Raw genomic sequence first — 21,238 nt, forward strand, 5'->3', positions numbered from 1 at the left:
CTCAGAACCGTCCAGTCTCCCGAAAGCTCTCGAATGTCGCGCGGATGTGGTCGGCTGCCGCCTGCACAGGCGCCGATGCATCGGGCGCGACGATCATCGCGAGATTGTAGTTGGACAGCAGCGGTAGCCCCTCGTCCGGGCCAAGCGCCACGATTTCCTCGCCGATGAAAGACTTCGGCAGCGGCGCGATCGCGAGGTCGGACAGGATCGCAGCCCGCTGGCCCGCCGTGTGGGCGCTCATATAGGCGACGCGGTAATTGCGGCCCGCACGGCCCAACGCGTCAAGCGCATCTGCGCGCCAGACGCAGCCCTCCTCCCAGAGCGAAACCGGCAGCGGATCGCGCAGATGGGCGCAGCCACCCTTGGCGCCACCCCAGACGATCGGCTCGGTCAGCAGCACCTCCGCATCTGAAGGCACATTGTTGCGCGCGGTCAAAAGCGTGATGTCGAGCTGACGCTCGGCCAGCCGCCGGCGCAGATTTCCGCTCATGTCGATGATGACGTCCACCGCGATTGCCGGATGCGTCTTGGCGAAGCGCTTGAGCACGGTGGGCAGGATGCGTTCGCCGTAGTCGTCCGGGGAACCCAGCCGAACCACGCCGGCAATGTCAGGCACGATGAACTTCGACACCGCTTCGCGATTCAGGGCCAGCATTCGCCGCGCATAGCCCATCAGCATCTCGCCTTCCTGGGTTAGCGTGACCGAGCGAGCATCGCGCAGGAATACCGAGGCGCCGAGAATATCCTCCAGCTTCTTGATCTGCATGGAGACCGCGGAAGGCGTTCGAAACACCGAACCTGCGGCAAGCGTGAAACTGCCGGTCTCGGCAATCGCAACGAATGTGCGCAGCACGTCGAGGTCCAGCAACGGTACGGGGTGATTGAGGGGAGCGTTCATTGGGTTTGTCCATCAACAAAACTGAATGAAACTATCATTCCATTTCGTTTGATTGAACATGACGCAAGGATCATAGTCAAGAGCATCAGCAGCGGAGAATGCGCTGCCACAACCTGGAAGGAGATGAAAATGTCAGTCTTCGCATCGATCGCTCGCTTCGCCTCCGACTATCTGACCCGTCGTCGGCGCATGCACACCTACCTGGAACTCCTCTCGCTGCCGCCGGAAATCCAGAAGGACATCGGTTGGCCAACGGAGGAAGAAATGCCCCGTCGCCTCGAACGCCGGACCCGCACCTACCAACCAATCCAGAGGAGGCTGGTATGAGCGTGCTGCGTGCATTGCAGGATTTCATCCGTGAGTTCCGCGCTATCAACAACCATGCCATTACGGGCCGCCCGCCCAAGGAGCATGGAAACGCCAAGCGGCTGCCTTCTTACAATGTCGACGGTTGGCTCAACTCCGAATTCGACATCGCGCACCGGGTGCGCAGGCTCTGAAAACGCCTAGCCGGCGGGACATTCGACGCCCCGCCGGCAGCCATGCATTTGGGCATCGCGCCCATGATATCGGCGCATAACGCCGTAAAAAACGCCCAACTCCCTGAGCGAGCTATCAAATCCGGCCAGGATGCAGGCAAATGCCGCATTCGGTGTCGTTTTCGCAGCGTTGCACTTCGCATTTTCCATCTTGTTTGCACCGCACAACGCTTATATGGGGCGCATCAACGAGCGACCCCACTCCATCATGCGAAGGCCGTTCCGTGTGAGACCTGACTTTGCATGGAGATGTGTCATGAAATTCTTTTCCCGCTTCTTTTCCGGTCGCCGCGAAAGCAACCTGACGACTGCGCTTGAGCGCCAGCGCCTCGGCAAGACGATGCCCGGCCAGACCGGCGCGATCGCCGCTTCGCGTCTGGGCTTCCTGGTCAACTAGGAGACCGGATCACCGATTGAACCGACAGCCGCCGCGACGGGCTTGAATGCCTGGCGCGGCGGTTTTCGCGTCTCCGCTCTCGACGCGTGATGCATCGCTGCATCGGGCCGTGGACTTGTCAAATTCCTTCATGACAGCCCATTGACATTTATGCGTTTTCCTGATGACGCTTTGCTGATCGCGACATGACCTGTCAGCGGGCCGCTTTACCCTGGAGGCACAAGTGACCCCTAAAAACACCGTCAAACGGTCGATCGTTTTCTTTCTCGTGCCCGATTTCACGATGATCGCGTTTGCAACGGCGCTGGAGCCGTTGCGCTCGGCGAACCGCATGCTCGGCTACGACGCCTATCACTGGCGACTGGCGAGCGCCGACGGCAGGCCAGTGCGCGCATCCAATGGTGTCGAATGCGCCGTGGATACCACGCTGGAGGAAGAGCGGCGCAAGATGAGCGGCCCGGAGCGCCCGTCGATGGTGATCGTATGCGCCGGCCTGAACGTCGAAAAGTATCACCAGAAGAGCGTTTTTGCCTGGCTGCGTGAGGAATACAACCGTGGCGTCGCCATTGGCGGGCTTTGCACCGGCGCATATGTGCTCGCGCAGGCAGGGCTTCTGTCAAACAAGCGCTGCGCCATCCACTGGGAGAACCTGCCGGGCTTCACCGAGGCGTTTCCCAAGGTCAACGTCTATGCCGACCTGTTCGAGGTCGATTCCAATCTGTACACCTGCGCCGGCGGCACCGCAGCGCTCGACATGATGCTGAAGCTCATCGGTGACGACTTCGACGACAACCTCGTAAACCGCGTTTGCGAGCAGGTACTCACCGACCGCGTCCGCAGCCCCACCGACCGCCAGCGGCTGCCGCTGCGCGCGCGGCTGGGCGTGCAGAACTCCAAAGTGCTGACGATCATCGAATTGATGGAGGCAAACCTCGCCGAGCCGTTGTCGCTGATCGAGATCGCCGACCATGTCGGCCTGTCGCGGCGACAGATCGAGCGCCTGTTCCGGCAGGAGATGGGCCGCTCGCCGGCCCGCTACTACCTTGAAATCAGGCTGGACCGCGCCCGCCACCTGCTTATCCAGTCGTCGCTGCCCGTCGTGGAAGTGGCCGTGGCGTGCGGCTTCGTGTCGGCGTCGCACTTCTCCAAGTGCTACCGCGAACTCTATGCCCGCTCGCCCCAGCAGGAGCGCGTCGACCGCAAGCAATTGCTGGCGGCGTGAGGAAGGGGAAAGCCCCTTCCCTCAGTCCATGCGCACGGTGACGAAGCGCAGCTCGCCGTTCTTCGAGGCGATCATCAGCAGCGCATTCCGCCGCCCCTGATCCTTCAGCGCATCGACACGGTTCATAAGGTCTTTCGGTGTCGATACCGACTCCTGCGCAATCTCGGTGATGACGTCGCCCGGCATTACGCCCTTTTCCTGCGCGTAAGACCCTTCCTGCACCTCGGTAACGACGACGCCGTTGACGTCATCGGAGATCTCGTAGGTGGCGCGCACCTCGTCATCGAGCTCGGCCACGGTCATGCCAAGCACGCTGGCCGACGCAACCGGCGCCTCTTCTTCCTCCGTCGGCTCCGTCGAGCCGTCCTCCGTCATGCGCTCGCCATCTTCCAGGCGACCGAGCGTCACAGGAACGGTCTGCTCCTCGCCCTTGCGGACGACGATGACATCGACTTCCTTGCCGACGGGGCTTTCTGCGACCACGCGCGGCAGGTCGCGCACCGAGCGCACATCCTTGCCGTCGAAGCGGATGATGACATCGCCGGGCTGGATCGAGCCGTCGTCAACCGGGCCGCCCTTGATCACACCGGCAACAAGCGCACCGCGCGCGCTGTCCATGCCGAGGCTCTCGGCAATGTCGTCGGTGACGGGCTGGATGCGAACACCCAGCCAACCACGCCGCGTCTCGCCGAACTCGCGAAGCTGGGCGATGACGTTGGTGGCAAGCTGCGAGGGTATCGAGAAGCCGATGCCGATGGACCCGCCCGAGGGCGAAATGATCGCCGTGTTGATACCGATGACCTTGCCGTTCATGTCGAACAGCGGCCCGCCGGAATTGCCGCGATTGATGGCCGCGTCGGTCTGGATGAAATCGTCGTAGGGGCCGGAATTGATGTCGCGTCCGCGTGCCGACACGATGCCGATGGACACCGAACCGCCGAGGCCGAACGGATTGCCGATCGCCATCACCCAGTCGCCGATGCGGATCGCGGTCGAATCGCCGAAGTCCACCGCAGTGAGCTGGCGCAGCGACGGGTCGACCTTGAGTACAGCCAGATCGGTCTTGGGATCTGTACCGACCAGCTCGGCGTCCAGCTTGCCGCCATCGGCAAAGTTGACCTCGATCTCGTCAGCATCTGCAATCACGTGATTGTTGGTGACAATGATGCCTTCCTCGGCGTCGATCACGAAGCCGGAACCCAGCGACTGGACGCGCCTGCCCCCGGCGAATTCTCGCCTCCACGCTCATTGAAGAACTCGTCGAAGAACTCCTGGAAGGGCGACCCTTCCGGCAGTCCCGGAGGGGGCACGTTACGCTGTCCGCTTCTTCCGCCGACATTTTGCGAGGTCGAGACATTGACCACAGCATCGAGCAGGCCCTCGGCAAGGTCTGCCACCGAGGCCGGCCCATGCGCGACTGGCGGCTGCGCCTGTGCGTATGCGGCGGGCGGCATCGTCCAGACGCTGGCCACGCCGATGGCGCCAGCGGCCGCGCCGATCAGCGCCTTGCGTGTTGCGGACGTGAAGGTCGTCGAAACCATGCGGGAAGTCTCCGGATATCAGTATGTGCGGGCGCTTCTGCGGACGCATGGTCGCCAACAATAAGGCGCGTTTGCGACCGATGCCGATGAAAACGGTAAATCCATTGTGACGCGCCGGACAGGCGCACACAAGTCCGTGCGCAACGTCAGCCGCGCACGAACCACACAATAAGGACACCTATTGCGACGGCGACTAGGCCCCCGACGCGCATCGCCTGCTCAGGCATGGCCAGCACTTCGGCAGCCAGCCGCTTTGCAAGGTGCGGCAGGCCGCCATAGAGCACGCCCTCGATCACGAGGACGAGCCCCAGTGCGACGATGAGATCGCTCACCGGCTAGTCCGTTGCGCCGGTGGTCACCCCGTTGCCGGATGCCGGTGCCGATGGCGTCGACGGAGCCTGCTCCGACGGCTGGCGACCCTCGGCACTGCCGAAGAAGCGGAAGAACTCCGAGTCGGGCGAAAGCAGCATCGTCGTGCCCGATCCCTGGAGTGCCGACGCATAAGCGGCCATCGAGCGATAGAACTCGAAGAAGTCGGTATCCCGCGAGAACGCATCGGCAAAGATGGCGTTACGCTCGGCTTCACCCTCGCCTCGCAGAATTTCCGATTCACGCTGCGCTTCGGCCGTGATCTCGACCACTTCACGATCCGCACGTGCGCGGATGCGCTGGGCCGCTTCGCGGCCGCGGGCACGCAGTCGTTCGGCCTCGGCCAGACGCTCTGCACGCATACGCTCGTAGGTCTGCTGCGAAACCTCAGCCGTCAGGTCGGTACGACGGATCCGCACGTCGACGATCTCGAGGCCCAGCGATGTCGCATCCGGGCGAAGCTGGTCGCGCACTTCGCGCATCATCGAACCGCGCTCTTCGGAAAGTGCGGCCTCGAAGCCACGCAGACCGTAGACACGACGCAGCGCTGCGTCGAGACGCGTGCGCAGGCGTTGCTCAGCCAATGGCACGCTACCGGAGACCGCCAGACGGAACCGCCGAGGGTCGCTGATGCGGTAGGCGATGAACGCGTCCACCTCGTAGAAGCGGCCGCCGGAAACCTGCACGCGGATGTCGTCCAGGTCAAAGCGCAGCACGCGATCTTCGATCAGCTGCACATTGTCGGCTTCCATAAAGGCGAACGGCGCCTTGAAGTATAGCCCCGGCTCCGACTTGACGTCGACGATCTCACCGAAGCGCAGCACGATCGCCTGCTGGCGCTCGTTGACCACGAAGATCGAAGACCAGGCGAGGAAGAGAATGACCGCGACTGCGATCACGATAAAGGGAAGACGGTTGCTCATCAGTTGTTTCCTCCCTGTCCGGCCGGCTGCGCGGCGCGCAGCTCAGGCAGTGGCAGGTAAGGGATGACACCCTGGCCGTTACCTTGTTCCACGATGACCTTGTTCGAGCTCTTCAGCACGTTTTCCATGGTTTCCAGAAAGAGGCGCCTGCGTGTGACGTCCGGCGCTTTTGCATATTCGTCGTAGACCGAGATGAAGCGCTGCGCCTCACCGTCCGCCTCCTGCACGACCCGGTTCTTGTAAGCCGCCGCCTCTTCGCGGATGGCCGCCGCTTCACCGCGGGCCTGACCGAGTTGCTGGTTCGAATACTGGTTGGATTCCTCGACGAAACGGTCTTCGTCCTGCTCGGCGCGTTGCACCTCCTCGAAGGCGTCTGCCACTTCGCGTGGAGGCGCGGCATCCTCGATCGAGATCGCGGTGATGGCGAGACCGGATCCGTAGCTTTCGATCGTCTCCTGGATTATCGCACGCACATCCTCAGCGATGCCCTGGCGGTCGTCGCGGAAAATGTCCTGCGCAGGCCGGCGTCCGACAACCTCGCGCATGGCGCTCTCGGCAACCTGACGCATGGTGGCGTCGGGATCGACACGTTGAACAGATAGGCGGCCGGATCAGCGATCTGGTACGCCACGGAGAACTTCACATCGACGATGTTCTGATCGCCCGACAGCATCAGGCCTGTCGAGGTTCCGCTGCGCGCTTCGCCCACATTGATGAGCTTTTCGGCGACGTTTGCGATTTCGACGGTTTCCACCGGCCACCAGTGAAAGTGCAGGCCGGGCTCGGAGACTTCGTCCTTGGGCTGGCCGAAACGAAGTTCGACCGCCAGCTCATCCGGCTGCACGGTGTAGATGGCCTGGAACAGCCACAGCGCCACAAGCGCCACCGCAATCAGGATGAACATGGCCGGGCTTGCCTGGCCGCCGCCCGGGAGTGCCTGCTTCAGCCGGTCCTGCCCGCGCCGAATGATGTCTTCAAGATCCGGAGGATTGTTGCCCGGTCCGCTCGGTCCGCGCGGACCCTGACCCCAGGGACCGCCGCCGCCACCGCCGCCATTTCCGCCGCCGCCCCAGGGACCGCCGCCGCCACTCTGATTACTCCAGGGCATATATTTCCTCTTGTCTAGACAAAACTGTCTGCGACGGAACCCCCGCCGCCTGTTGCCGTTTATCGGTTTATAGGCACGCAGTCGCGCGCTTTCAACGCAATGCGTGCGGGTTAGCAACTTTCGCGGCAGATCGCCGCGCCGCTATGCCTGTGCACTTTGCCGGCGTTCGTAGATCACGTGACGGGTCGCGTGGCTATCCTTCTCACCCGCCGAATAGGTTTCCTCGGAAACAACATACCACGTTTGAGGATCGATAGGCGGAAAGCGTGTGTCGCCGTCGACCGTTGCCAGCACATGGGTAACGTCGAGCCTGTCTGCATCTGGAAGCGCCTGCCCGTAGATCTGCCCTCCTCCGATAACCGCCACCTCCGCAGCACCATCGGCGCGCGCAAATTGCATCGCCTCATCGAGCGACGATGCAACGTCCGCACCTTCGGCTACGTAGGCACGATCACGCGTGATCACGATATTGTGCCGTCCCGGCAGCGGCCGCTTCGGGAAGCTCTCCCAGGTCTTGCGGCCCATCACGACCGGCTTGCCCATGGTTGTGGCCTTGAACCGCTTCATATCGGTCGACAACCGCCAGGGAAGGTCCCCGTCCCGGCCGATGACGCCGTTTTCGGCGATCGCCACCACCAGCGTGATCTTCATGCTATTGCCCGCCATCGGTACGCCGCAGGATGAGCACGTTGATGTCCCGTTCGGGGAAGAAATCGGTGGCGCTCATCTCGAATGTGGTCGGACCGATCTTGCGTACGCCGGAACCGCAGAAGGAAACGAGATTTTCCGGCGCGCCCTTGTCGATCGTCAGCGTAAAGTCCTGGATCGCGCCGGACCAGTTGGCACCGGTCGTCAGCACGTAGGAAATCCACGTCTCGTAAAAGGGCGGATTGCCATCCGGTGCAGTCTTTGCGTGACGACGAACGGCATTGAGGAAACTCTCGTCCACGCAGTATTTCTGCTGATACTGCCCGAAATACGGTTCCTGCGGCTTACCGTCCTGCAGAAAGCTCACCGCGACCGTGCCGCCCAGGCTCGGCTGGTAGCGATGTGTCACCTCGACCGGCTGGCTGGCGGGAAACTCGGCCCGCCACCAATAGGTCGACTTCAGCCGCCACATCGGAGAATGGCTTTCGCGCCAGCCCGACCCGTCGTCGTAGCTTTCCTCGTAAAGAATGCCCCGCGCCACCCAGTCGGCCTTGGTATCGTCCGGTAGCGCCTCGATGGCTTCATCCAGACCGTCCGCGAACGGATTGAGCGACAGCCCGGCGGCGGTGAGCGTCTCGGTCACGTCGAGTTCGGCGGCAAATGCCTTCTGCTCCAGTTCCGGCGTGATTGCCCGCCCGTCCATCTCCACCGTGAAGCCGAGGAAATTGTCGCTGTCGGAGACCGGTACGGCGACGTCGCCATAAGGATTGGCTTCTATGTCCGGCATCGGGAAAGCGACCACTGCCTCGACATCCTCGTCAGAGGTGTTGCGGAAGCGGTAGGCGACCCTCACCTCGTCGAGCGAGATGAAGAGGTCCTCCTTCTCCATCGAGACCACATCGGACCGGACGAACACCAGCCCGCCCGTCTTCAGTTCCGCCATCGTGTCGTTGGCGACGGCCGGCGTTGCGGCCAGCAACGAAAGAGCCACCAGAAATCTCTTCATCGCACCGCCTCCACGCACCGGAACCCCGCCAGCATTCACACCGCGATCGGCGCGCGGATCGTAGGATCGGCGACGTAGCCGTCCAGCCGGAAATCCTCGAAACGGAAGGCAAAAAGATCGGTGACGTCCGGGTTCATCCACATCGTCGGCAGCGGCTTGGGCTCGCGCGTCAACTGCTCGCGCGCCTGGTCGAAATGGTTGGAATAGAGGTGTGCATCGCCCAGCGTGTGGACGAAGTGACCGGGTTTGAGGCCGGTCACCTGCGCCACCATCATCGTCAGCAGCGCATAGGAGGCCACGTTGAACGGCACGCCGAGGAAGATATCGGCCGAGCGCTGGTAGAGCTGGCAGGAGAGCCGGCTATTGGCGACATGGAACTGGAACAGGCAGTGGCAGGGCGGCAGCGCCATGACGTCGACTTCGGCCGGGTTCCAGGCCGACACGATCAGCCTGCGCGAATTGGGATTTTCCCGGATCTCCCTGACGACGTTGGCGATCTGGTCGATGGAGCCGCCGTCGGGCGTCGGCCACGACCGCCACTGCGAGCCGTAGACCGGGCCAAGATCGCCGTTTCCGTCGGCCCACTCGTCCCAGATCGTCACGCCGTTGTCGTTGAGATATTTGACGTTGGTGTCGCCCGCGAGAAACCACAGCAATTCGTGGATGATCGACTTCAGGTGCAGCTTCTTGGTGGTGAGAGCCGGAAAGCCCTCGGCGAGATCGAAACGCATCTGCCAGCCGAAGACGCCGCGCGTGCCGGTGCCGGTCCGGTCGCCGCGGTCGACGCCGTTTTCCAGCACATGTTCGAGAAGGTCCAGATATTGCCGCATGGGATTGTCGCCGTCGATTCGAAAGGTCGCGCGATCATAGCCGAGAGGCGACCGGGCGGCACTAAATTCGTTGCCACCGCGATGCCCTTCGACCAGCCCTGTGGAAAGTCGCGCGGCAGCAGCCGGATGGTGCGGCGGTGGCTCGAACGCCCCTTCCCTTTCGCAGCGCGGCTTCTTATATTCGGCGGGTCAGCTTGCCTGACTATGGAAATAAACGGCCGATGAAATAAACCATTCGGACCCGGGGGCGGTACCCGGCGCCTCCACCAGGAACCGCAGCATCGCGCTGCGGCTGCTGATGGGGGCGAAACAGGATCGACGAGGGCGTAAAGATCGGACTTTTTCCCGGCATTGTACCACCGTTATCGGGCTAATCTTATAGTTGCCAACGACAACTATGCTGAGGCACGTCTCGCTGCTTAATGCGGCGCGATAGTCTCGAATTAAGCCCTGTGGGTTAGCACCTTCAGGCGGGGTTCGGAGGTACCTGGCAACAGAAACCTCCACCTTCTCCCATATCTATCCAGATTTAGTCAGCTCAGCCCTGCGCTGCGCGATTTCCATGCGGCGAACCAGAAGCCGGCGCACAGCGTCAGCGAGCCGACGAAGACGGCCGCCAATACGGCGCCATAACCGCCGCTCGCCTGCCAGATCAGGGCGGCGGCAAGCGGTGCGAACGCCTGCATCAGGTTCAGGGGCGCAACCAGCGATCCGTTGACCGCGCCATAGGCGCTGCGCGTGATCATTTCCGGCACTGCCAGCCCTCGCACGATGGTGATTGTGCCGTTCGCCGCGCCGTAGAACGCGGCGATCGCTGCAATCGTTGCCACTTCGGGCGGTGCGAAAGCGAAGCCGATGACGGCCAGCGGAAACACGATGACGATCATAGACCCCAGAGACCGAACGGGCGCCGTGGGCGCGAATGTCATCACCGCGACCCGACCCGCCACCTGGGCCGGCCCGATAACCGCCATCACGGTCACCACGCCGGCGGCTCCCAGTCCGCGCTCGAGCAGCAGCGGATAGAGGTGATAGGTCAGCGATGAGAAGGCTGCCGCGTAGGAAATCCACGCGACAAGGAGCCCCCAATAGGCCGGCTTGCGCATCGCCGAGGCGACGGCTGCCCGCCCCACGAGCGGCGCGGACTCACCGGCGACAGCCAGCACGGGCCCGCGGTCCTTCGAAGGATCAATCGCCAGCGCATAGAGCCCCCGCAAACGATGACGTTGACCGCCCCCATGACCAGCAATGCCCCACGCCAGCCCTGTGTCTCGATGAGATACTGGATGACAGGGATGAAAACGGTGCTGGCAAAGCCGCCCCAGAGCGTCAGCGTCGTGATGCCCTTGCGCGCTCGCTCCGGCCCGACCCGGCGGGCAATGACGGCGAATGCCGGCTCGTAGAGCGCGCCCGCCTGCATACAGCCCAGAAACGCAAGGATGAGGTAGTAGGCCGGCAGGCTATCGACCCGTGACCACGCTGCCAGAAAGAGCCCCGCAACAACCGAAGCGCCGGTCATTAGAAGCCGCCCGTGCCCCCTGTCGATCGCCGCCCCCACCGGATAGGCCGCCAGCCCCGCCAGCACCATGCCGAGCGTGGCCGCACCATAGAGCTCGGTCTTCGACCAGCCGAGATCGGCGCGCATTGCTTCCGCGATCAGCGGAAAACCATAGAAAAGCGTGCCCCATGAGCATATCTGCGCCGCACCGAGCGCGCTTATGAACCAGCCCGTTCCGGCTTTCTCAGACATGCTTGCCGATCGATGCTTCCAAGACGGCGCCAGCCGTGGCCTGCCGTTTCATGCCTTGCCTCGCACGAGCATCTTTGCCACGCCGGGCGGACAGCTCCCATCGACGCAGCACTCGTCGGCAAGATAGCCAAGCAGCGCTTGCATCGCCGGGTATTCCGCCCGGCATATCAGCGTCGTTGCCTGTCGTTCCTGGCTCACCAATCCGGTTTCCACCAGCCGCTTACAGTGGTGCGACAGAGTGGATGCCGGAATGCCAAGCTTTTCCTGCACACTGCCGACCGGCAAGCCCTCTGCGCCGGCGCGCACGAGGATGCGGTAGATGTTGAGCCGTGTCGCGTTGCCGAGCGCCTCGAGTTGCGCTGCTGCCTGTTCGAGTTCCATGACGCGACCCTAGTCCTGGCCGGCGACAAGCGTCAAATTAAATTCGATTATAGTCGAAATAAAAGAGTCGCATCATTGGGTTCGCTGATTCACGCGCCGCGAAACCGCCTCCGCGCTTTCGACCCGTTCGGAATATCGATCGGTCAGATAGTCGACTCGGTCGCGCAGAAGCAGCGTGAACTTCACAAGTTCCTCCATCACGTCGACGATGCGGTTGTAATAGGGCGACGGTTTCATGCGCCCCTCGGCGTCGAATTCGTTGAAAGCCTTCGCGACCGACGATTGGTTTGGAATGGTGAACATGCGCATCCAGCGGCCGAGTATGCGGAGCTGGTTGACCGCATTGAAGCTCTGCGAGCCGCCACAGACCTGCATGACCGCGAGCGTCCTGCCCTGCGTCGGCCTGACACCACCCAGCGACAGCGGCAGCCAGTCGATCTGCGCCTTCATGATGCCCGTCATCGAGCCATGACGCTCGGGAGAACACCAGACCTGGGCTTCCGACCAGAGCGACAGTTCACGCAGCTCCTGCACCTTGGGATGATCGGCCGACGTCGAATCCGGCAGCGGCAGCCCGGACGGGTTGAAGATGCGCACCTCCGCGCCAAGCCTGCGCAGGATGCGCGCTGCCTCTTCCGTCGCCAGCCTGGAATAGGACCTTTCACGCAATGAGCCGTAGAGCATGAGTATGCGCGGCGGATGCGTTGCGCGCGGAGCGTCGAAAAGCGCGTCGGCGCTGATCGGCGGAAATTGATCCTCTTCGATATTGGGAAGCGTATCGATCTTGGTGGTTTCCTCGGTCATGCCTCTCCTGCGCGTTGCTTAGGCCAGCCTATAATTCGATAAAACTAGAATTATGGATATTAAGACTCGCAGGATGCGTCAACAGTGTTTCGACAAAGATAGAAATAAATCACCGCACCCGCCGTCCGTCGCTGTCGATCACGACCTCGCCGTCGTCCTTGGTGAAGGGGCCGATGTCGGGGTTGGGCAGGATGTCGAGCACCGCTTCGGAAGGCCGGCAGAGCTTCGTGCCCAGCGGCGTCTCGACGATGGGGCGGTTGATGAGAATTGGGTGCGCCATCATGAAATCGATGAGTTCGCCGTCGCTCCAGCGCGGGGCGTCGAGCTCGAGCTCGGCATAGGGTGTCCCCTTCTGCCGCAGCAGCTCGCGCGGCGAGATGCCCATGGCCGCGATCAGTTCGGCAAGTCTTTCGCGGGACGGCGGCGTCTTGAGATATTCGATCACCTCCGGCTCCTCCCCCGACTGGCGGATCATGGCAAGCGTGTTGCGGGACGTGCCGCAGGCAGGGTTGTGATAGATCGTGATCGTCATTCGGCAGCTTTCGTTTGCATGATGGTTTTCGGTGCGGCGAGCAGCCAGCCCGCCAACGCAGCCGCAAGCACGGCCCCTGCCAGCTCTGCGGCAATGAAACCCGGCAGGTCGGCCGGCCGGATACCCGCAAACGTGTCGGTAAAGGCACGCGCGATCGCCACCGCCGGATTGGCGAATGAGGTCGAGGCGGTGAACCAGTAGGCCGCGGTGATGTAAAGCCCCACCAGCCACGACACCGCGTCGGCGCGGAAGCGCAGGCCCGCGAGAATCGTAAAGACCAGGCCGAAAGCCGCAACGGCTTCGGCCAGCCATTGCGCCGCGCCGCTTCTGACCGTGGTGGAGGCCTGCCAGATCGGCAGCTCGAACATCACATGTGCAAGAAGTGCACCGGCAATGCCGCCGCCGATCTGGGCGAGCACGTAGGCAGCCGAAGCGCCCGCGCCGATCTCGCGCCGCAGCGCGAACACCAGCGTCACGGCAGGGTTGAAATGTGCGCCCGACAGCGGACCCAGTATAGTGATTAGTACAACGAGGATCGCGCCGGTCGGCAGGGTATTGCCGAGAAGGGCCAGGGCGACGTCGTCGGTGAGCTTGTTGGCCATGATACCAGAACCGACAACGGTCGCCACCAGTATTCCAGTGCCGAGCGCTTCCGCGACCAGTCGTCTCCGCAGATCGAAAATCGTCAGCACCTGCACGTCACCGCTTCGATCACCGGGCGGCACAGTTCCGGTGCGCCGTTGCAGCAATCCTCCATCAGATAGGCAAGCAGGTCGCGGAAGCCCGTCATGTCCGCCACGTAGCGGACGACCCGGCCGTGACGCTCCGGCCGGATCAAGCCGGCCTGCGTGAGCACCTTGAGATGCGTCGACACCGTGTTCTGCACCGCGCCAAGTCGGTCGGCTATTTTACCCGCCGGCACGCCCTCCTGTCCCGCCTTCACGAGGAGGCGAAAGACGTCGAGACGTGTTTCCTGGCCGAGGGCAGCCAAAGCAGCGAGAGAGAGCTTCTTATCCATATATCTGCCTTTACCGATATGTTGGTACGCTCTCTGCATGACGGAAACATGACAATCAACCCTCGATTTCGCGCAGACTAACTATTGCATTTTTTGCAATCGATTTTATGTAATCGATGCGATCAGAACTTGGCGCCGCGGGAGATGCCTTCATGGCGCTCCAGCGTCCAACCGAAGATGGCAAATAGAATTCACGGCATTTGAATGCGGAGGCATCCGATGAGCAATACCAGCCCGCTTGTGAAAGGCTTTTTCGACAAGCGCACCTTCTCCATCCAGTACGTTGTCGCTGATCCCGAAAGCCGCAAATGCGCGATCATCGATCCGGTTCTCGATTTCGACGAGAAGTCGGGCTCGACGGCAACGCACAACGCCGATGCGATCCTCGACTACGTCAGGGAGCAGGGTTTCGAGGTCGAGTGGATTCTCGACACGCATCCCCATGCCGACCATTTTTCCGCAGCACGCTACCTGAAGGAGAAGACCGGCGCGCCGACGGCGATCGGGGAGAAGGTCATAGAGGTGCAGAAGCTCTGGAAGGGTTTCTACAACTGGCCGGACTTTCCGGCCGACGGTTCGCAGTGGGACAAGCTGTTTGCGGAGGGAGAAACCTTCACCGTCGGCACAGTGCCCGCCCGCGTCCTGTTTTCGCCGGGCCACACGCTCGCCTCGATCACCTATGTCATCGGCGACGCGGCCTTCGTCCACGATACGCTGTTCATGCCGGACTCAGGCACGGCCCGAGCCGACTTTCCGGGCGGCAGCGCCACGCGGCTCTGGCAGTCGATCCAGGAGATCCTGGCTCTTCCGGACGAGACCCGCATCTTCACCGGCCACGACTATCAGCCGGGTGGCCGTGAGCCGCGCTGGGAGTCGACCGTTGCCGAGCAGAAGGCGGCGAACACCCACATGTCGAAATGCGCGACCGAAGCCGAATATGTCGAGGTGCGGGAGGCTCGCGACCGCACGCTGCCCATGCCGAAGCTGATCCTGCACGCCTTGCAGGTCAACATGAATGGCGGCCGCCTGCCCGAGCCGGAAGCCAACGGGAAACGCTACCTGAAATTCCCGCTGGACGTGCTCGAAGGCGCGAACTGGGGCTGACGGCCATGAAACATGAGCTTACGGCCGATACGGCGGAAATGATCGAGAACGCCGGCGAGGCGGCCGAATTCCTCAAGAAATTCGCGCATCCGTCAAGGCTGATGATCGTCTGCGCGCTAGTGGACGGCGAGCGTTCCGTCCGCGACCTGGAAGACACGCTCGGCATCCGCCAGCCCGGCCTTTCGCAACAGATCGCCGAATTGCGCGATGCCGGCTTCATCGTCGGCCGCAAGGAATCGAAGAGCATGTTCTATCGGCTGGCCGACGGCCGCGTGAGCGAGTTCATCGCCACGATGCACCGCATGTTCTGCGAAGTTCCGCAAACCAACCACTGATCCGGGAAAACGGAAATGACTGAATTCACCCCTCTCGCCTCCACCGCAGGCGGCATGATGATCGGCCTGTCGGCCGTTCTGCTGATGCTCTGGGAAGGCCGTATCGCCGGCATCTCGGGTATCGCCGGTCGGCTGCTTCCCCCTTATCTCGACAAGGCCTTTCCGTCTCGGCTGGCCTTTGTCATCGGACTCGTGGCGGCACCGCTGGCAATGATGGCCGTCACCGGCGCACCGGTCGCACAGACCGTCTCGTCGAACATTCCCCTGATGATCGCCGCCGGCCTGCTCGTGGGCTTCGGCTCGGTCTGGGGCAATGGCTGCACCTCGGGCCACGGCGTCTGCGGATTGTCCAGGCTGTCCACCCGCTCGATGGTTGCCACCGCCGTATTCATGACGGTCGCCTTCATCACCGTCTTCGTCGTTCGCCACGTGATCGGAGGCTGACATGTCTTTTCTCGTCAATCTGGCCCTCGGCCTGCTTTTCGGTGCTGGTCTCGTCGTCTCCGGCATGTCCGACCCCGCGAAGGTTCTCAATTTCCTCGATCTTGCAGGCACCTGGGATCCCTCGCTCTCGCCTTCGTCATGGGCGGTGCGGTGCTCGTGGCTTTTGTAGGCTATCGGTTGGTGCTGTCGCGCGGACGGCCGATCAATGCCGAAAGCTTCCACCTGCCGACGCGCAACGACATCGACCTGCGGGTCACCGCCGGTCCTGCGATCTTCGGCCTCGGCTGGGGGCTCGGCGGCTTCTGCCCCGGACCGGCCCTGACGGCGCTTGGCCTTGGCGCGGCAGGGACGCTCGCCTTCGTGCCGGCGATGCTGCTCGGCATGTGGGCTGCGAGGCTGCTGGCCGATGGCGGCCTGAGGTCGCGCACGGCCTGACGTCGAAATATCCAGCGAAACGACACTCCAATGACGCGCTTTTCGGGATACTTCCCCATCCTTGGCTGGGCCGGTGACTACAACCGGTCGGCGCTCGCCAGCGATCTGGTCGCTGCCATGATCGTTACGGTCATGCTGATTCCGCAGTCGCTGGCCTATGCCATGCTGGCGGGCTTGCCGCCGCAGGTGGGGCTCTATGCATCCATCCTGCCGCTCATTGCCTACGCGGTCTTCGGCACCAGCCGCACGCTGGCGGTGGGACCAGTGGCAGTCGTTTCCCTGATGACGGCTACGGCCGTCGGCGAAGTGGCAGCACAGGGGACCCAGGCCTACCTTGCCGCGGCCACGCTGCTTGCCCTGATATCTGGAATGGCTCTCATAGCCATGGGCCTTTTCCGGCTTGGCTTCGTCGCGAATTTTCTGAGCCACCCGGTGATTTCGGGTTTCATCACGGCGTCCGCAATCCTCATCGCCGCGGGACAGCTCAAGCACCTGCTCGGCGTTTCCGCCGGCGGCCACACCCTGCCCGAAATTATCGGCGGCATCGCGGGCGAGCTCGGATCGATAAACCCGTCAACCGTTGCAATCGGTGCTGCGGCGCTGGCCTTTCTGTATTTCGTCCGTCTGCGTCTGAAGCGGTTGCTCATCGGTGTCGGTCTTCGGCCCCGCGCCGCCGACATTGTCACGAAGGCGGGACCGGTTGCGGCCGTCGCCGCGACCATCCTGGCTGCCCATATTCTAGATCTCGGCTCGAGGGGCGTCGCGCTGGTCGGTGTCATCCCGCAGGGTCTCCCCGCCCCGGCCTTGCCGGTCTTCGATTTCGACCTGGTGCGGACCCTGGCGGCCCCTGCCCTCCTCATCAGCCTGATCGGCTTTGTCGAATCCGTTTCGGTGGCGCAGACGCTCGCGACCAAGCGCCGGCAGCGCATAATTCCCGACCAGGAACTTATCGGATTGGGTGCGGCAAACATCGCAGCGGCCGTGTCGTCGGGCTATCCGGTCACAGGCGGCTTCGCCCGCTCCGTCGTCAACTTCGACGCAGGTGCCGAAACGCAGGCGGCCGGCATCTTCACCGCCGTCTCGATAGCACTGGCCACGCTGTTCCTCACACCGCTGCTCACCGACCTGCCGCAGGCGACGCTTGCCGCGACCATCACCGTCGCCGTTCTCTCCCTCGTCGATCTCGGCGCGATCCGCCGTGTCTGGATCTATTCCAAGGCTGATTTCTCGGCGATGGCGGCAACGGTTGCCGGCACGCTCTTTCTCGGCGTCGAGGTCGGCATCGTCATGGGCGTGGGACTGTCGCTGGTGCTGCATCTCTACCGCACGTCGCGCCCCCATATGGCCGTGGTCGGGCAGGTCGCGGGCACAGAGCATTTTCGCAACATCGAGCGGCATGAGGTCGTCACCTGCCAGGACGTGCTGTCCGTGCGCGTCGACGAAAGCCTCTATTTCGCCAATAGCCGCTACCTGGAGGACCGCATCGCCGAGCTGGTCGCCCAGCGCCCGCAGCTTCGCCACGTCGTGCTGATGTGCTCGGCGGTCAATGCCATCGACGCCTCGGCACTCGAAAGCCTGGAAGAGATCAACCGCCGGCTGCGCGACGGTGGAATCACGTTGCACCTGTCCGAGGTCAAGGGTCCCGTCATGGACCGCCTCAAGCGGTCGCATTTCCTGGACGAGCTCCAGGGTGGCGTGTTCCTCAGCCAGTACGAGGCGATGGCGCAGCTTCAGTGCGAGCGGGAACCCGTGCCTGCCTGAGTTGCAGGACAGGCCTGCACCATTTCTGCAAAAAAGGGCGCGGCCATGCCGCGCCCTTTTGTTTGTCGGCACCAGGCCCGGCCTATTCGGCGGGTTGGCGAATGGGCGAGCGGTTGCCCAGCGTGGCCTGCGTGAAGCCCAGCGCGATCACGGCACAGGCCGTGATGCCGATCACCATCGGCAGCGGGGAACCGTCGAAGAACAGCCCCGCTACGGCCATCGCGACCGCGCCGGTGGCGAAATGCAGCGTTCCCATCAGGGCCGAAGCTGTGCCTGCAATCTCGCCGTGCTCCTCCATCGCGAGCACCGAGGTGGTCGGGATCACGAGGCCGAGGAAGCCGTATCCGAAGAACAGGAACGTCGACATCACCCACAGCGACTGCAGGCCGCTCGCCATCACCGCCAGCATGGCCACCATGATCGTCGCATAGGCCGCAACCGCCACCCGCACCACGCGGCGCAGGCCAAATCGTTCGGTGAGCGTTCCGGTAAGCTGCGACATAGCGAAGAAAGCCACGGCGTTCATCGAGAAGAACACGCTGTAAAGCGTCGGCGTCAGCCCGTAGTGGTTGATGAGCACGAAGGACGAATTCGACAGATAGACAAAGAAGCTCGATATGCCGAAACCGCCGATCAGGCTGAGGCCAACGAACGAACGGTCACGCAGCAGGCGACGATAACCGGCGATAGTGCCCCGGAACGAACGGCCGCCGCGCTGCTCCGGCGGCCGGGTCTCGTCGAGCGCGCCGATCATCAGCACGATGCCGATGGCCGCAGCAAGCGTCACGGCCCAGAAGATCGCGCGCCAGCCGAAGCTTTCGATGATGAGGCTGCCCGCCAGCGGTGCCAGGATCGGAGAGATCGAGAAAACCAGCATCAAAAGCGACATCAGGCGTGCGGCTTCCACGCCGGTATGCAGGTCGCGGACCACGGCGCGCGGCACTACCATGCCAGCCGACGCGCCGAGCCCCTGTATGAAGCGGAACGCGATCAGCCAGCCGATGTCGACGGCCAGCGCCGCGCCGACGCTGCCGATGGCGAACAGCACGAGGCTGAAATAGAGCGGCGCCTTGCGGCCCATCATGTCCGAGATAGGCCCCACGATGATCTGGGCGAACCCCATCGAGAGAAAGAAGACCAGCAGGCTCATCTGCACGGGCACCGTGCCAGCGCCCAGATCCTCGCCGATTGTCGGCAGTGCCGGCAGATACATGTCGATGGCGAACGGGCCGATGGCCGTCAGCAGGCCGAGCACGAGCGCGAGCCGGATAAAGGAGAATTGCATTGTCTAGCTCTTTCGAAGATGGCGGCGGCAAGCCCGTCGCACCGGGAGGTTGAACGGAAGCGCGGCCTCCCCCGCTGCATCCTCCGTCGCGTAAGTCCATATTTTTAGACAGTGTTGTCTAAATCGTCAACCAGCTCTATATAGAAATCATGCCGCCCGTGATTGCTCCTGACACTCTCCCGCCACGCGGACACGCCGCCAAACGCCACTCCATGATCGAGGCGGCGGCGACCGTCTTCTGCCGCGAGGGCTTTGCCGGGGCCAATATCGACCTCATCGCCGCTGAAGCAGGTGTTTCGAGGCAGACGGTCTACAATCACCACCGCGACAAGGAGAGCCTGCTGGTCGCAGTGGTCCGCGAGATCACTGAACGCTGCAACGCCAGGGCGTTTTCTGTACTGGCTACCTTTCCCGACCACCCGCATGATCTGCAGGCCGATCTCACCGCATTCGCCGTTCGCCTCAACCGCAACTGTCTTTGCGACCGCGACGGCCGCTTCCTGCGGCGGCTCCTGCAGAACGAGGGCGAGCGCTATCCGGAGCTTTTCTCCGACTGGCGCGAGAATGGCCCTGCCCGCGTGTGGGACGCGCTCGCCGCCCGTTTCGCGCGCCTCGCCCATGCCGGCTGGCTGGAGATCGACGATCCGGACGCCGCCGCCCGGCAGTTTCTGGCACTGACCAGCTCTGACCTGCAACTGCCCCTGATCTTCGGAGACAGGCTTTCGGAGGACGATCTGGAACAGGCTTCGGCCCGCGCGGTACGCATGTTCCTGAGGGCCTACGCCCGCCGAAACTGAACCCTTTCCGAGTTTCCCACTCGCCCGGACGCTGCGTTACGCTATATGCGGTTTACGCGCGCCCCAAGCTTGATTACACCTTTGCCGTTCGATTCAGGGAAACCCGGCCCCATGGCTGACGACCACATCCGTTATGACATCCTCACCCAGGAGGCGCTGCGCGGCGTTATGCGTAAGGTGCTGGGCGAGGTGGCGCGGACTGGCCTGCCGGGCAACCACCATTTCTTCATAACCTTCCTGACTGGTGCGCCGGGTGTCCGGGTTTCCAGCCGGTTGCGTGAACGGTATCCCGAACAGATGACAATCGTGCTTCAGTTCCAGTACTGGGACCTGAAAGTCACCGATTCCGGTTTCGAGGTCGGCCTGTCGTTCTCCGACGTGCCCGAAAAGCTCGAAATCCCCTATTCCGCCGTGCGCGGCTTCTACGATCCTTCGGTCAATTTCGAGCTCGAATTCTACGTCGAGCAGCCGGCCGAAGACGAAGCCGGTGCAGAGGAAGCGCCGGCCTCCGAGGCAGCCGAACCGCCTGTCGCGGTGATCGGCGGCAAGAAGGCGGAGAAAAAGCGCAAGGAGCCCGAGCCTGTAGCGGGCGACGAAGGCGCGGAGGAAGACAAGGAACCGGCGAAATCGGCCGATGTCGTTTCTCTGGACGCATTCCGCAAGAAATAAATCCCGATGGCCGAGATCGTCAGCCTCCGCATGGCCCGCAAACAAAAGGCGCGCCGCGAGAAGGAACGAGCAGCCGAGGAAAACCGCATCCGTCACGGCAGAACGAAGGCGGAGCGTCAAGCGAACGAGGCGATCGGCCAGCGGGAAGAGGCCGCACACGAAGCGCATCGTCGTGAACCGCCCAGGCCGGACGGCGAGCGGTGACTTCGGTCGTCAAACGCTCGGTGTCGATCAGAGGTCATCGCACCAGCTTCTCGATCGAACAGCCGTTTTACGACGAACTGCACAGCATCGCCGACAAGCGCGGCTTGCCGCTTGCGCGCCTCGTCGGCGAGATAGACGAAGCGAGACCGCGCAGCACCAACCTCTCATCTGCATTGCGGCTGTTCGTGCTCGAAGCCGTCAGGGCGCGAGCCTGAACCGCAATTGAATCGGGTTGTCA

Annotated in this window: 26 protein-coding genes, 1 other RNA gene and 3 pseudogenes; 14 read left to right on the top strand and 16 right to left on the bottom strand. The window is 63.0% G+C overall.

The window, feature by feature from the left end:
* Position 1: 1 nt before the first annotated feature.
* Positions 2–898 (bottom strand): LysR substrate-binding domain-containing protein, encoded by an 897-nt coding sequence (locus HK436_RS18455; RefSeq protein WP_173192091.1) that lies wholly within the window; start codon positions 896–898, stop codon positions 2–4.
* A gap of 129 nt (positions 899–1,027) precedes the next feature.
* Between HK436_RS18455 and HK436_RS18460 the strand changes: the two genes are divergently transcribed.
* The 4 genes from HK436_RS18460 to HK436_RS18475 all read left to right on the top strand — a co-directional run bounded on the left by HK436_RS18460 (position 1,028) and on the right by HK436_RS18475 (position 3,056).
* A complete protein-coding gene (locus HK436_RS18460) occupies positions 1,028–1,225 on the top strand; it encodes a hypothetical protein (protein ID WP_173190147.1) in 198 nt (65 codons plus the stop codon).
* Positions 1,222–1,398: a hypothetical protein gene (locus HK436_RS18465; RefSeq protein WP_173192093.1), complete on the top strand. Its 177-nt coding sequence runs from the start codon at positions 1,222–1,224 to the stop codon at positions 1,396–1,398. Before HK436_RS18460 ends, HK436_RS18465 begins: the two co-directional genes overlap by 4 nt.
* Positions 1,399–1,693: 295 nt before the next feature.
* Positions 1,694–1,834 (top strand): hypothetical protein, encoded by a 141-nt coding sequence (locus HK436_RS18470; protein WP_173192095.1) that lies wholly within the window; start codon positions 1,694–1,696, stop codon positions 1,832–1,834.
* A 283-nt stretch (positions 1,835–2,117) separates the two neighbouring features.
* Complete coding sequence (locus HK436_RS18475; RefSeq protein WP_244649238.1) at positions 2,118–3,056, top strand: GlxA family transcriptional regulator; 939 nt, start codon at positions 2,118–2,120, stop codon at positions 3,054–3,056.
* A 21-nt stretch (positions 3,057–3,077) separates the two neighbouring features.
* Here HK436_RS18475 and HK436_RS18480 read toward each other — a convergent pair.
* The 7 genes and pseudogenes from HK436_RS18480 to HK436_RS18510 all read right to left on the bottom strand — a co-directional run bounded on the left by HK436_RS18480 (position 3,078) and on the right by HK436_RS18510 (position 9,481).
* A pseudogene (locus tag HK436_RS18480) lies at positions 3,078–4,597 on the bottom strand (DegQ family serine endoprotease).
* Between the two features lie 146 nt (positions 4,598–4,743).
* Complete coding sequence (locus HK436_RS18485; protein WP_173192099.1) at positions 4,744–4,929, bottom strand: DUF2065 domain-containing protein; 186 nt, start codon at positions 4,927–4,929, stop codon at positions 4,744–4,746.
* Between the two features lie 3 nt (positions 4,930–4,932).
* The gene (gene hflC, locus HK436_RS18490; RefSeq protein ID WP_173192101.1) at positions 4,933–5,889 is read right to left on the bottom strand and encodes a protease modulator HflC; all 957 of its coding nucleotides are present in this window, start codon (positions 5,887–5,889) and stop codon (positions 4,933–4,935) included.
* Positions 5,889–6,997 (bottom strand): annotated as a pseudogene (hflK, locus tag HK436_RS18495) (FtsH protease activity modulator HflK). The gene hflC and the pseudogene hflK overlap by 1 nt, the downstream one beginning before the upstream one ends.
* Before the next feature lie 141 nt (positions 6,998–7,138).
* Positions 7,139–7,648: a dihydrofolate reductase gene (locus HK436_RS18500; RefSeq protein ID WP_173193619.1), complete on the bottom strand. Its 510-nt coding sequence runs from the start codon at positions 7,646–7,648 to the stop codon at positions 7,139–7,141.
* 1 nt (position 7,649) lies between these two features.
* Entirely contained in the window at positions 7,650–8,651 is a 1,002-nt protein-coding gene (locus HK436_RS18505; RefSeq protein ID WP_173192103.1) for a DUF4424 domain-containing protein, read from the bottom strand.
* 35 nt (positions 8,652–8,686) lie between these two features.
* On the bottom strand, positions 8,687–9,481 hold the full coding sequence (locus HK436_RS18510; protein ID WP_173192105.1) for a thymidylate synthase: 795 nt from the start codon (positions 9,479–9,481) through the stop codon (positions 8,687–8,689).
* 149 nt (positions 9,482–9,630) lie between these two features.
* Between HK436_RS18510 and ssrA the strand changes: the two genes are divergently transcribed.
* Positions 9,631–9,989: a transfer-messenger RNA gene (ssrA, locus tag HK436_RS18515) on the top strand.
* A gap of 25 nt (positions 9,990–10,014) precedes the next feature.
* On the opposite strand, the gene HK436_RS31535 is transcribed toward ssrA, so the two are convergent.
* The 7 genes from HK436_RS31535 to HK436_RS18545 form a co-directional block, all read right to left on the bottom strand.
* Complete coding sequence (locus HK436_RS31535; RefSeq protein WP_244649038.1) at positions 10,015–10,587, bottom strand: MFS transporter; 573 nt, start codon at positions 10,585–10,587, stop codon at positions 10,015–10,017.
* Positions 10,518–11,231, bottom strand: a complete 714-nt coding sequence (locus HK436_RS31540; RefSeq protein ID WP_244649040.1) for an MFS transporter — start codon at positions 11,229–11,231, stop codon at positions 10,518–10,520. Before HK436_RS31540 ends, HK436_RS31535 begins: the two co-directional genes overlap by 70 nt.
* Before the next feature lie 48 nt (positions 11,232–11,279).
* Complete coding sequence (locus HK436_RS18525; protein WP_173192107.1) at positions 11,280–11,612, bottom strand: ArsR/SmtB family transcription factor; 333 nt, start codon at positions 11,610–11,612, stop codon at positions 11,280–11,282.
* Positions 11,613–11,684: 72 nt separating this feature from the next.
* Positions 11,685–12,416 carry an arsenical resistance protein ArsH gene (arsH, locus tag HK436_RS18530; protein WP_173192115.1) on the bottom strand — a complete coding sequence of 244 codons (732 nt, stop codon included), beginning with the start codon at positions 12,414–12,416 and terminating at the stop codon, positions 11,685–11,687.
* A gap of 109 nt (positions 12,417–12,525) precedes the next feature.
* Entirely contained in the window at positions 12,526–12,948 is a 423-nt protein-coding gene (gene arsC / locus HK436_RS18535; protein ID WP_173192117.1) for an arsenate reductase (glutaredoxin), read from the bottom strand.
* Complete coding sequence (locus HK436_RS18540; RefSeq protein WP_194248609.1) at positions 12,945–13,637, bottom strand: aquaporin; 693 nt, start codon at positions 13,635–13,637, stop codon at positions 12,945–12,947. Before HK436_RS18540 ends, arsC begins: the two co-directional genes overlap by 4 nt.
* Complete coding sequence (locus HK436_RS18545) at positions 13,634–13,966, bottom strand: ArsR/SmtB family transcription factor (protein WP_173192119.1); 333 nt, start codon at positions 13,964–13,966, stop codon at positions 13,634–13,636. The genes HK436_RS18540 and HK436_RS18545 overlap by 4 nt, the downstream gene beginning before the upstream one ends.
* Before the next feature lie 219 nt (positions 13,967–14,185).
* Between HK436_RS18545 and HK436_RS18550 the strand changes: the two genes are divergently transcribed.
* From HK436_RS18550 to HK436_RS18570, 5 genes and pseudogenes are all read left to right on the top strand, one after another.
* Complete coding sequence (locus HK436_RS18550; protein ID WP_173192121.1) at positions 14,186–15,070, top strand: MBL fold metallo-hydrolase; 885 nt, start codon at positions 14,186–14,188, stop codon at positions 15,068–15,070.
* Between the two features lie 5 nt (positions 15,071–15,075).
* Positions 15,076–15,405, top strand: a complete 330-nt coding sequence (locus HK436_RS18555) for an ArsR/SmtB family transcription factor (protein WP_173192122.1) — start codon at positions 15,076–15,078, stop codon at positions 15,403–15,405.
* A 15-nt stretch (positions 15,406–15,420) separates the two neighbouring features.
* Complete coding sequence (locus HK436_RS18560; RefSeq protein WP_173192124.1) at positions 15,421–15,849, top strand: YeeE/YedE family protein; 429 nt, start codon at positions 15,421–15,423, stop codon at positions 15,847–15,849.
* Between the two features lies 1 nt (position 15,850).
* A pseudogene (locus HK436_RS18565) lies at positions 15,851–16,284 on the top strand (DUF6691 family protein).
* A gap of 30 nt (positions 16,285–16,314) precedes the next feature.
* On the top strand, positions 16,315–18,045 hold the full coding sequence (locus HK436_RS18570) for a SulP family inorganic anion transporter (RefSeq protein ID WP_173192126.1): 1,731 nt from the start codon (positions 16,315–16,317) through the stop codon (positions 18,043–18,045).
* Positions 18,046–18,127: 82 nt separating this feature from the next.
* Here HK436_RS18570 and HK436_RS18575 read toward each other — a convergent pair whose 3' ends face one another.
* The gene (locus HK436_RS18575) at positions 18,128–19,330 is read right to left on the bottom strand and encodes a multidrug effflux MFS transporter (protein WP_173192128.1); all 1,203 of its coding nucleotides are present in this window, start codon (positions 19,328–19,330) and stop codon (positions 18,128–18,130) included.
* Between the two features lie 149 nt (positions 19,331–19,479).
* Between HK436_RS18575 and HK436_RS18580 the strand changes: the two genes are divergently transcribed.
* From HK436_RS18580 to HK436_RS18595, 4 genes are all read left to right on the top strand, one after another.
* Positions 19,480–20,127, top strand: a complete 648-nt coding sequence (locus HK436_RS18580; protein ID WP_173192130.1) for a TetR/AcrR family transcriptional regulator — start codon at positions 19,480–19,482, stop codon at positions 20,125–20,127.
* Positions 20,128–20,238: 111 nt separating this feature from the next.
* Positions 20,239–20,796 carry an SspB family protein gene (locus HK436_RS18585; protein ID WP_173192132.1) on the top strand — a complete coding sequence of 186 codons (558 nt, stop codon included), beginning with the start codon at positions 20,239–20,241 and terminating at the stop codon, positions 20,794–20,796.
* Positions 20,797–20,802: 6 nt separating this feature from the next.
* Positions 20,803–21,000, top strand: a complete 198-nt coding sequence (locus tag HK436_RS18590) for a DUF4169 family protein (protein ID WP_173192133.1) — start codon at positions 20,803–20,805, stop codon at positions 20,998–21,000.
* Positions 20,997–21,215 carry a ribbon-helix-helix domain-containing protein gene (locus HK436_RS18595; protein WP_173192135.1) on the top strand — a complete coding sequence of 73 codons (219 nt, stop codon included), beginning with the start codon at positions 20,997–20,999 and terminating at the stop codon, positions 21,213–21,215. Before HK436_RS18590 ends, HK436_RS18595 begins: the two co-directional genes overlap by 4 nt.
* Positions 21,216–21,238 lie beyond the last annotated feature (23 nt).

The organism is Neoaquamicrobium sediminum (assembly GCF_013240295.1).
In the GTDB taxonomy this organism is placed as follows: Bacteria; Pseudomonadota; Alphaproteobacteria; order Rhizobiales; family Rhizobiaceae; genus Aerobium; species Aerobium sediminum.

Coding starts and splice junctions, on each gene's coding strand:
- HK436_RS18455 (WP_173192091.1), bottom strand. CDS start 898: ATGAACGCTCCCCTCAATCACCCCGTACCGTTGCTGGACCTCGACGTG.
- HK436_RS18460 (WP_173190147.1), top strand. CDS start 1,028: ATGTCAGTCTTCGCATCGATCGCTCGCTTCGCCTCCGACTATCTGACC.
- HK436_RS18465 (WP_173192093.1), top strand. CDS start 1,222: ATGAGCGTGCTGCGTGCATTGCAGGATTTCATCCGTGAGTTCCGCGCT.
- HK436_RS18470 (WP_173192095.1), top strand. CDS start 1,694: ATGAAATTCTTTTCCCGCTTCTTTTCCGGTCGCCGCGAAAGCAACCTG.
- HK436_RS18475 (WP_244649238.1), top strand. CDS start 2,118: ATGATCGCGTTTGCAACGGCGCTGGAGCCGTTGCGCTCGGCGAACCGC.
- hflC (WP_173192101.1), bottom strand. CDS start 5,889: ATGAGCAACCGTCTTCCCTTTATCGTGATCGCAGTCGCGGTCATTCTC.
- HK436_RS18500 (WP_173193619.1), bottom strand. CDS start 7,648: ATGAAGATCACGCTGGTGGTGGCGATCGCCGAAAACGGCGTCATCGGC.
- HK436_RS18505 (WP_173192103.1), bottom strand. CDS start 8,651: ATGAAGAGATTTCTGGTGGCTCTTTCGTTGCTGGCCGCAACGCCGGCC.
- HK436_RS18510 (WP_173192105.1), bottom strand. CDS start 9,481: ATGCGGCAATATCTGGACCTTCTCGAACATGTGCTGGAAAACGGCGTC.
- HK436_RS31535 (WP_244649038.1), bottom strand. CDS start 10,587: ATGCGCAAGCCGGCCTATTGGGGGCTCCTTGTCGCGTGGATTTCCTAC.
- HK436_RS31540 (WP_244649040.1), bottom strand. CDS start 11,231: ATGTCTGAGAAAGCCGGAACGGGCTGGTTCATAAGCGCGCTCGGTGCG.
- HK436_RS18525 (WP_173192107.1), bottom strand. CDS start 11,612: ATGGAACTCGAACAGGCAGCAGCGCAACTCGAGGCGCTCGGCAACGCG.
- arsH (WP_173192115.1), bottom strand. CDS start 12,416: ATGACCGAGGAAACCACCAAGATCGATACGCTTCCCAATATCGAAGAG.
- arsC (WP_173192117.1), bottom strand. CDS start 12,948: ATGACGATCACGATCTATCACAACCCTGCCTGCGGCACGTCCCGCAAC.
- HK436_RS18545 (WP_173192119.1), bottom strand. CDS start 13,966: ATGGATAAGAAGCTCTCTCTCGCTGCTTTGGCTGCCCTCGGCCAGGAA.
- HK436_RS18550 (WP_173192121.1), top strand. CDS start 14,186: ATGAGCAATACCAGCCCGCTTGTGAAAGGCTTTTTCGACAAGCGCACC.
- HK436_RS18555 (WP_173192122.1), top strand. CDS start 15,076: ATGAAACATGAGCTTACGGCCGATACGGCGGAAATGATCGAGAACGCC.
- HK436_RS18560 (WP_173192124.1), top strand. CDS start 15,421: ATGACTGAATTCACCCCTCTCGCCTCCACCGCAGGCGGCATGATGATC.
- HK436_RS18570 (WP_173192126.1), top strand. CDS start 16,315: ATGACGCGCTTTTCGGGATACTTCCCCATCCTTGGCTGGGCCGGTGAC.
- HK436_RS18575 (WP_173192128.1), bottom strand. CDS start 19,330: ATGCAATTCTCCTTTATCCGGCTCGCGCTCGTGCTCGGCCTGCTGACG.
- HK436_RS18580 (WP_173192130.1), top strand. CDS start 19,480: ATGCCGCCCGTGATTGCTCCTGACACTCTCCCGCCACGCGGACACGCC.
- HK436_RS18585 (WP_173192132.1), top strand. CDS start 20,239: ATGGCTGACGACCACATCCGTTATGACATCCTCACCCAGGAGGCGCTG.
- HK436_RS18590 (WP_173192133.1), top strand. CDS start 20,803: ATGGCCGAGATCGTCAGCCTCCGCATGGCCCGCAAACAAAAGGCGCGC.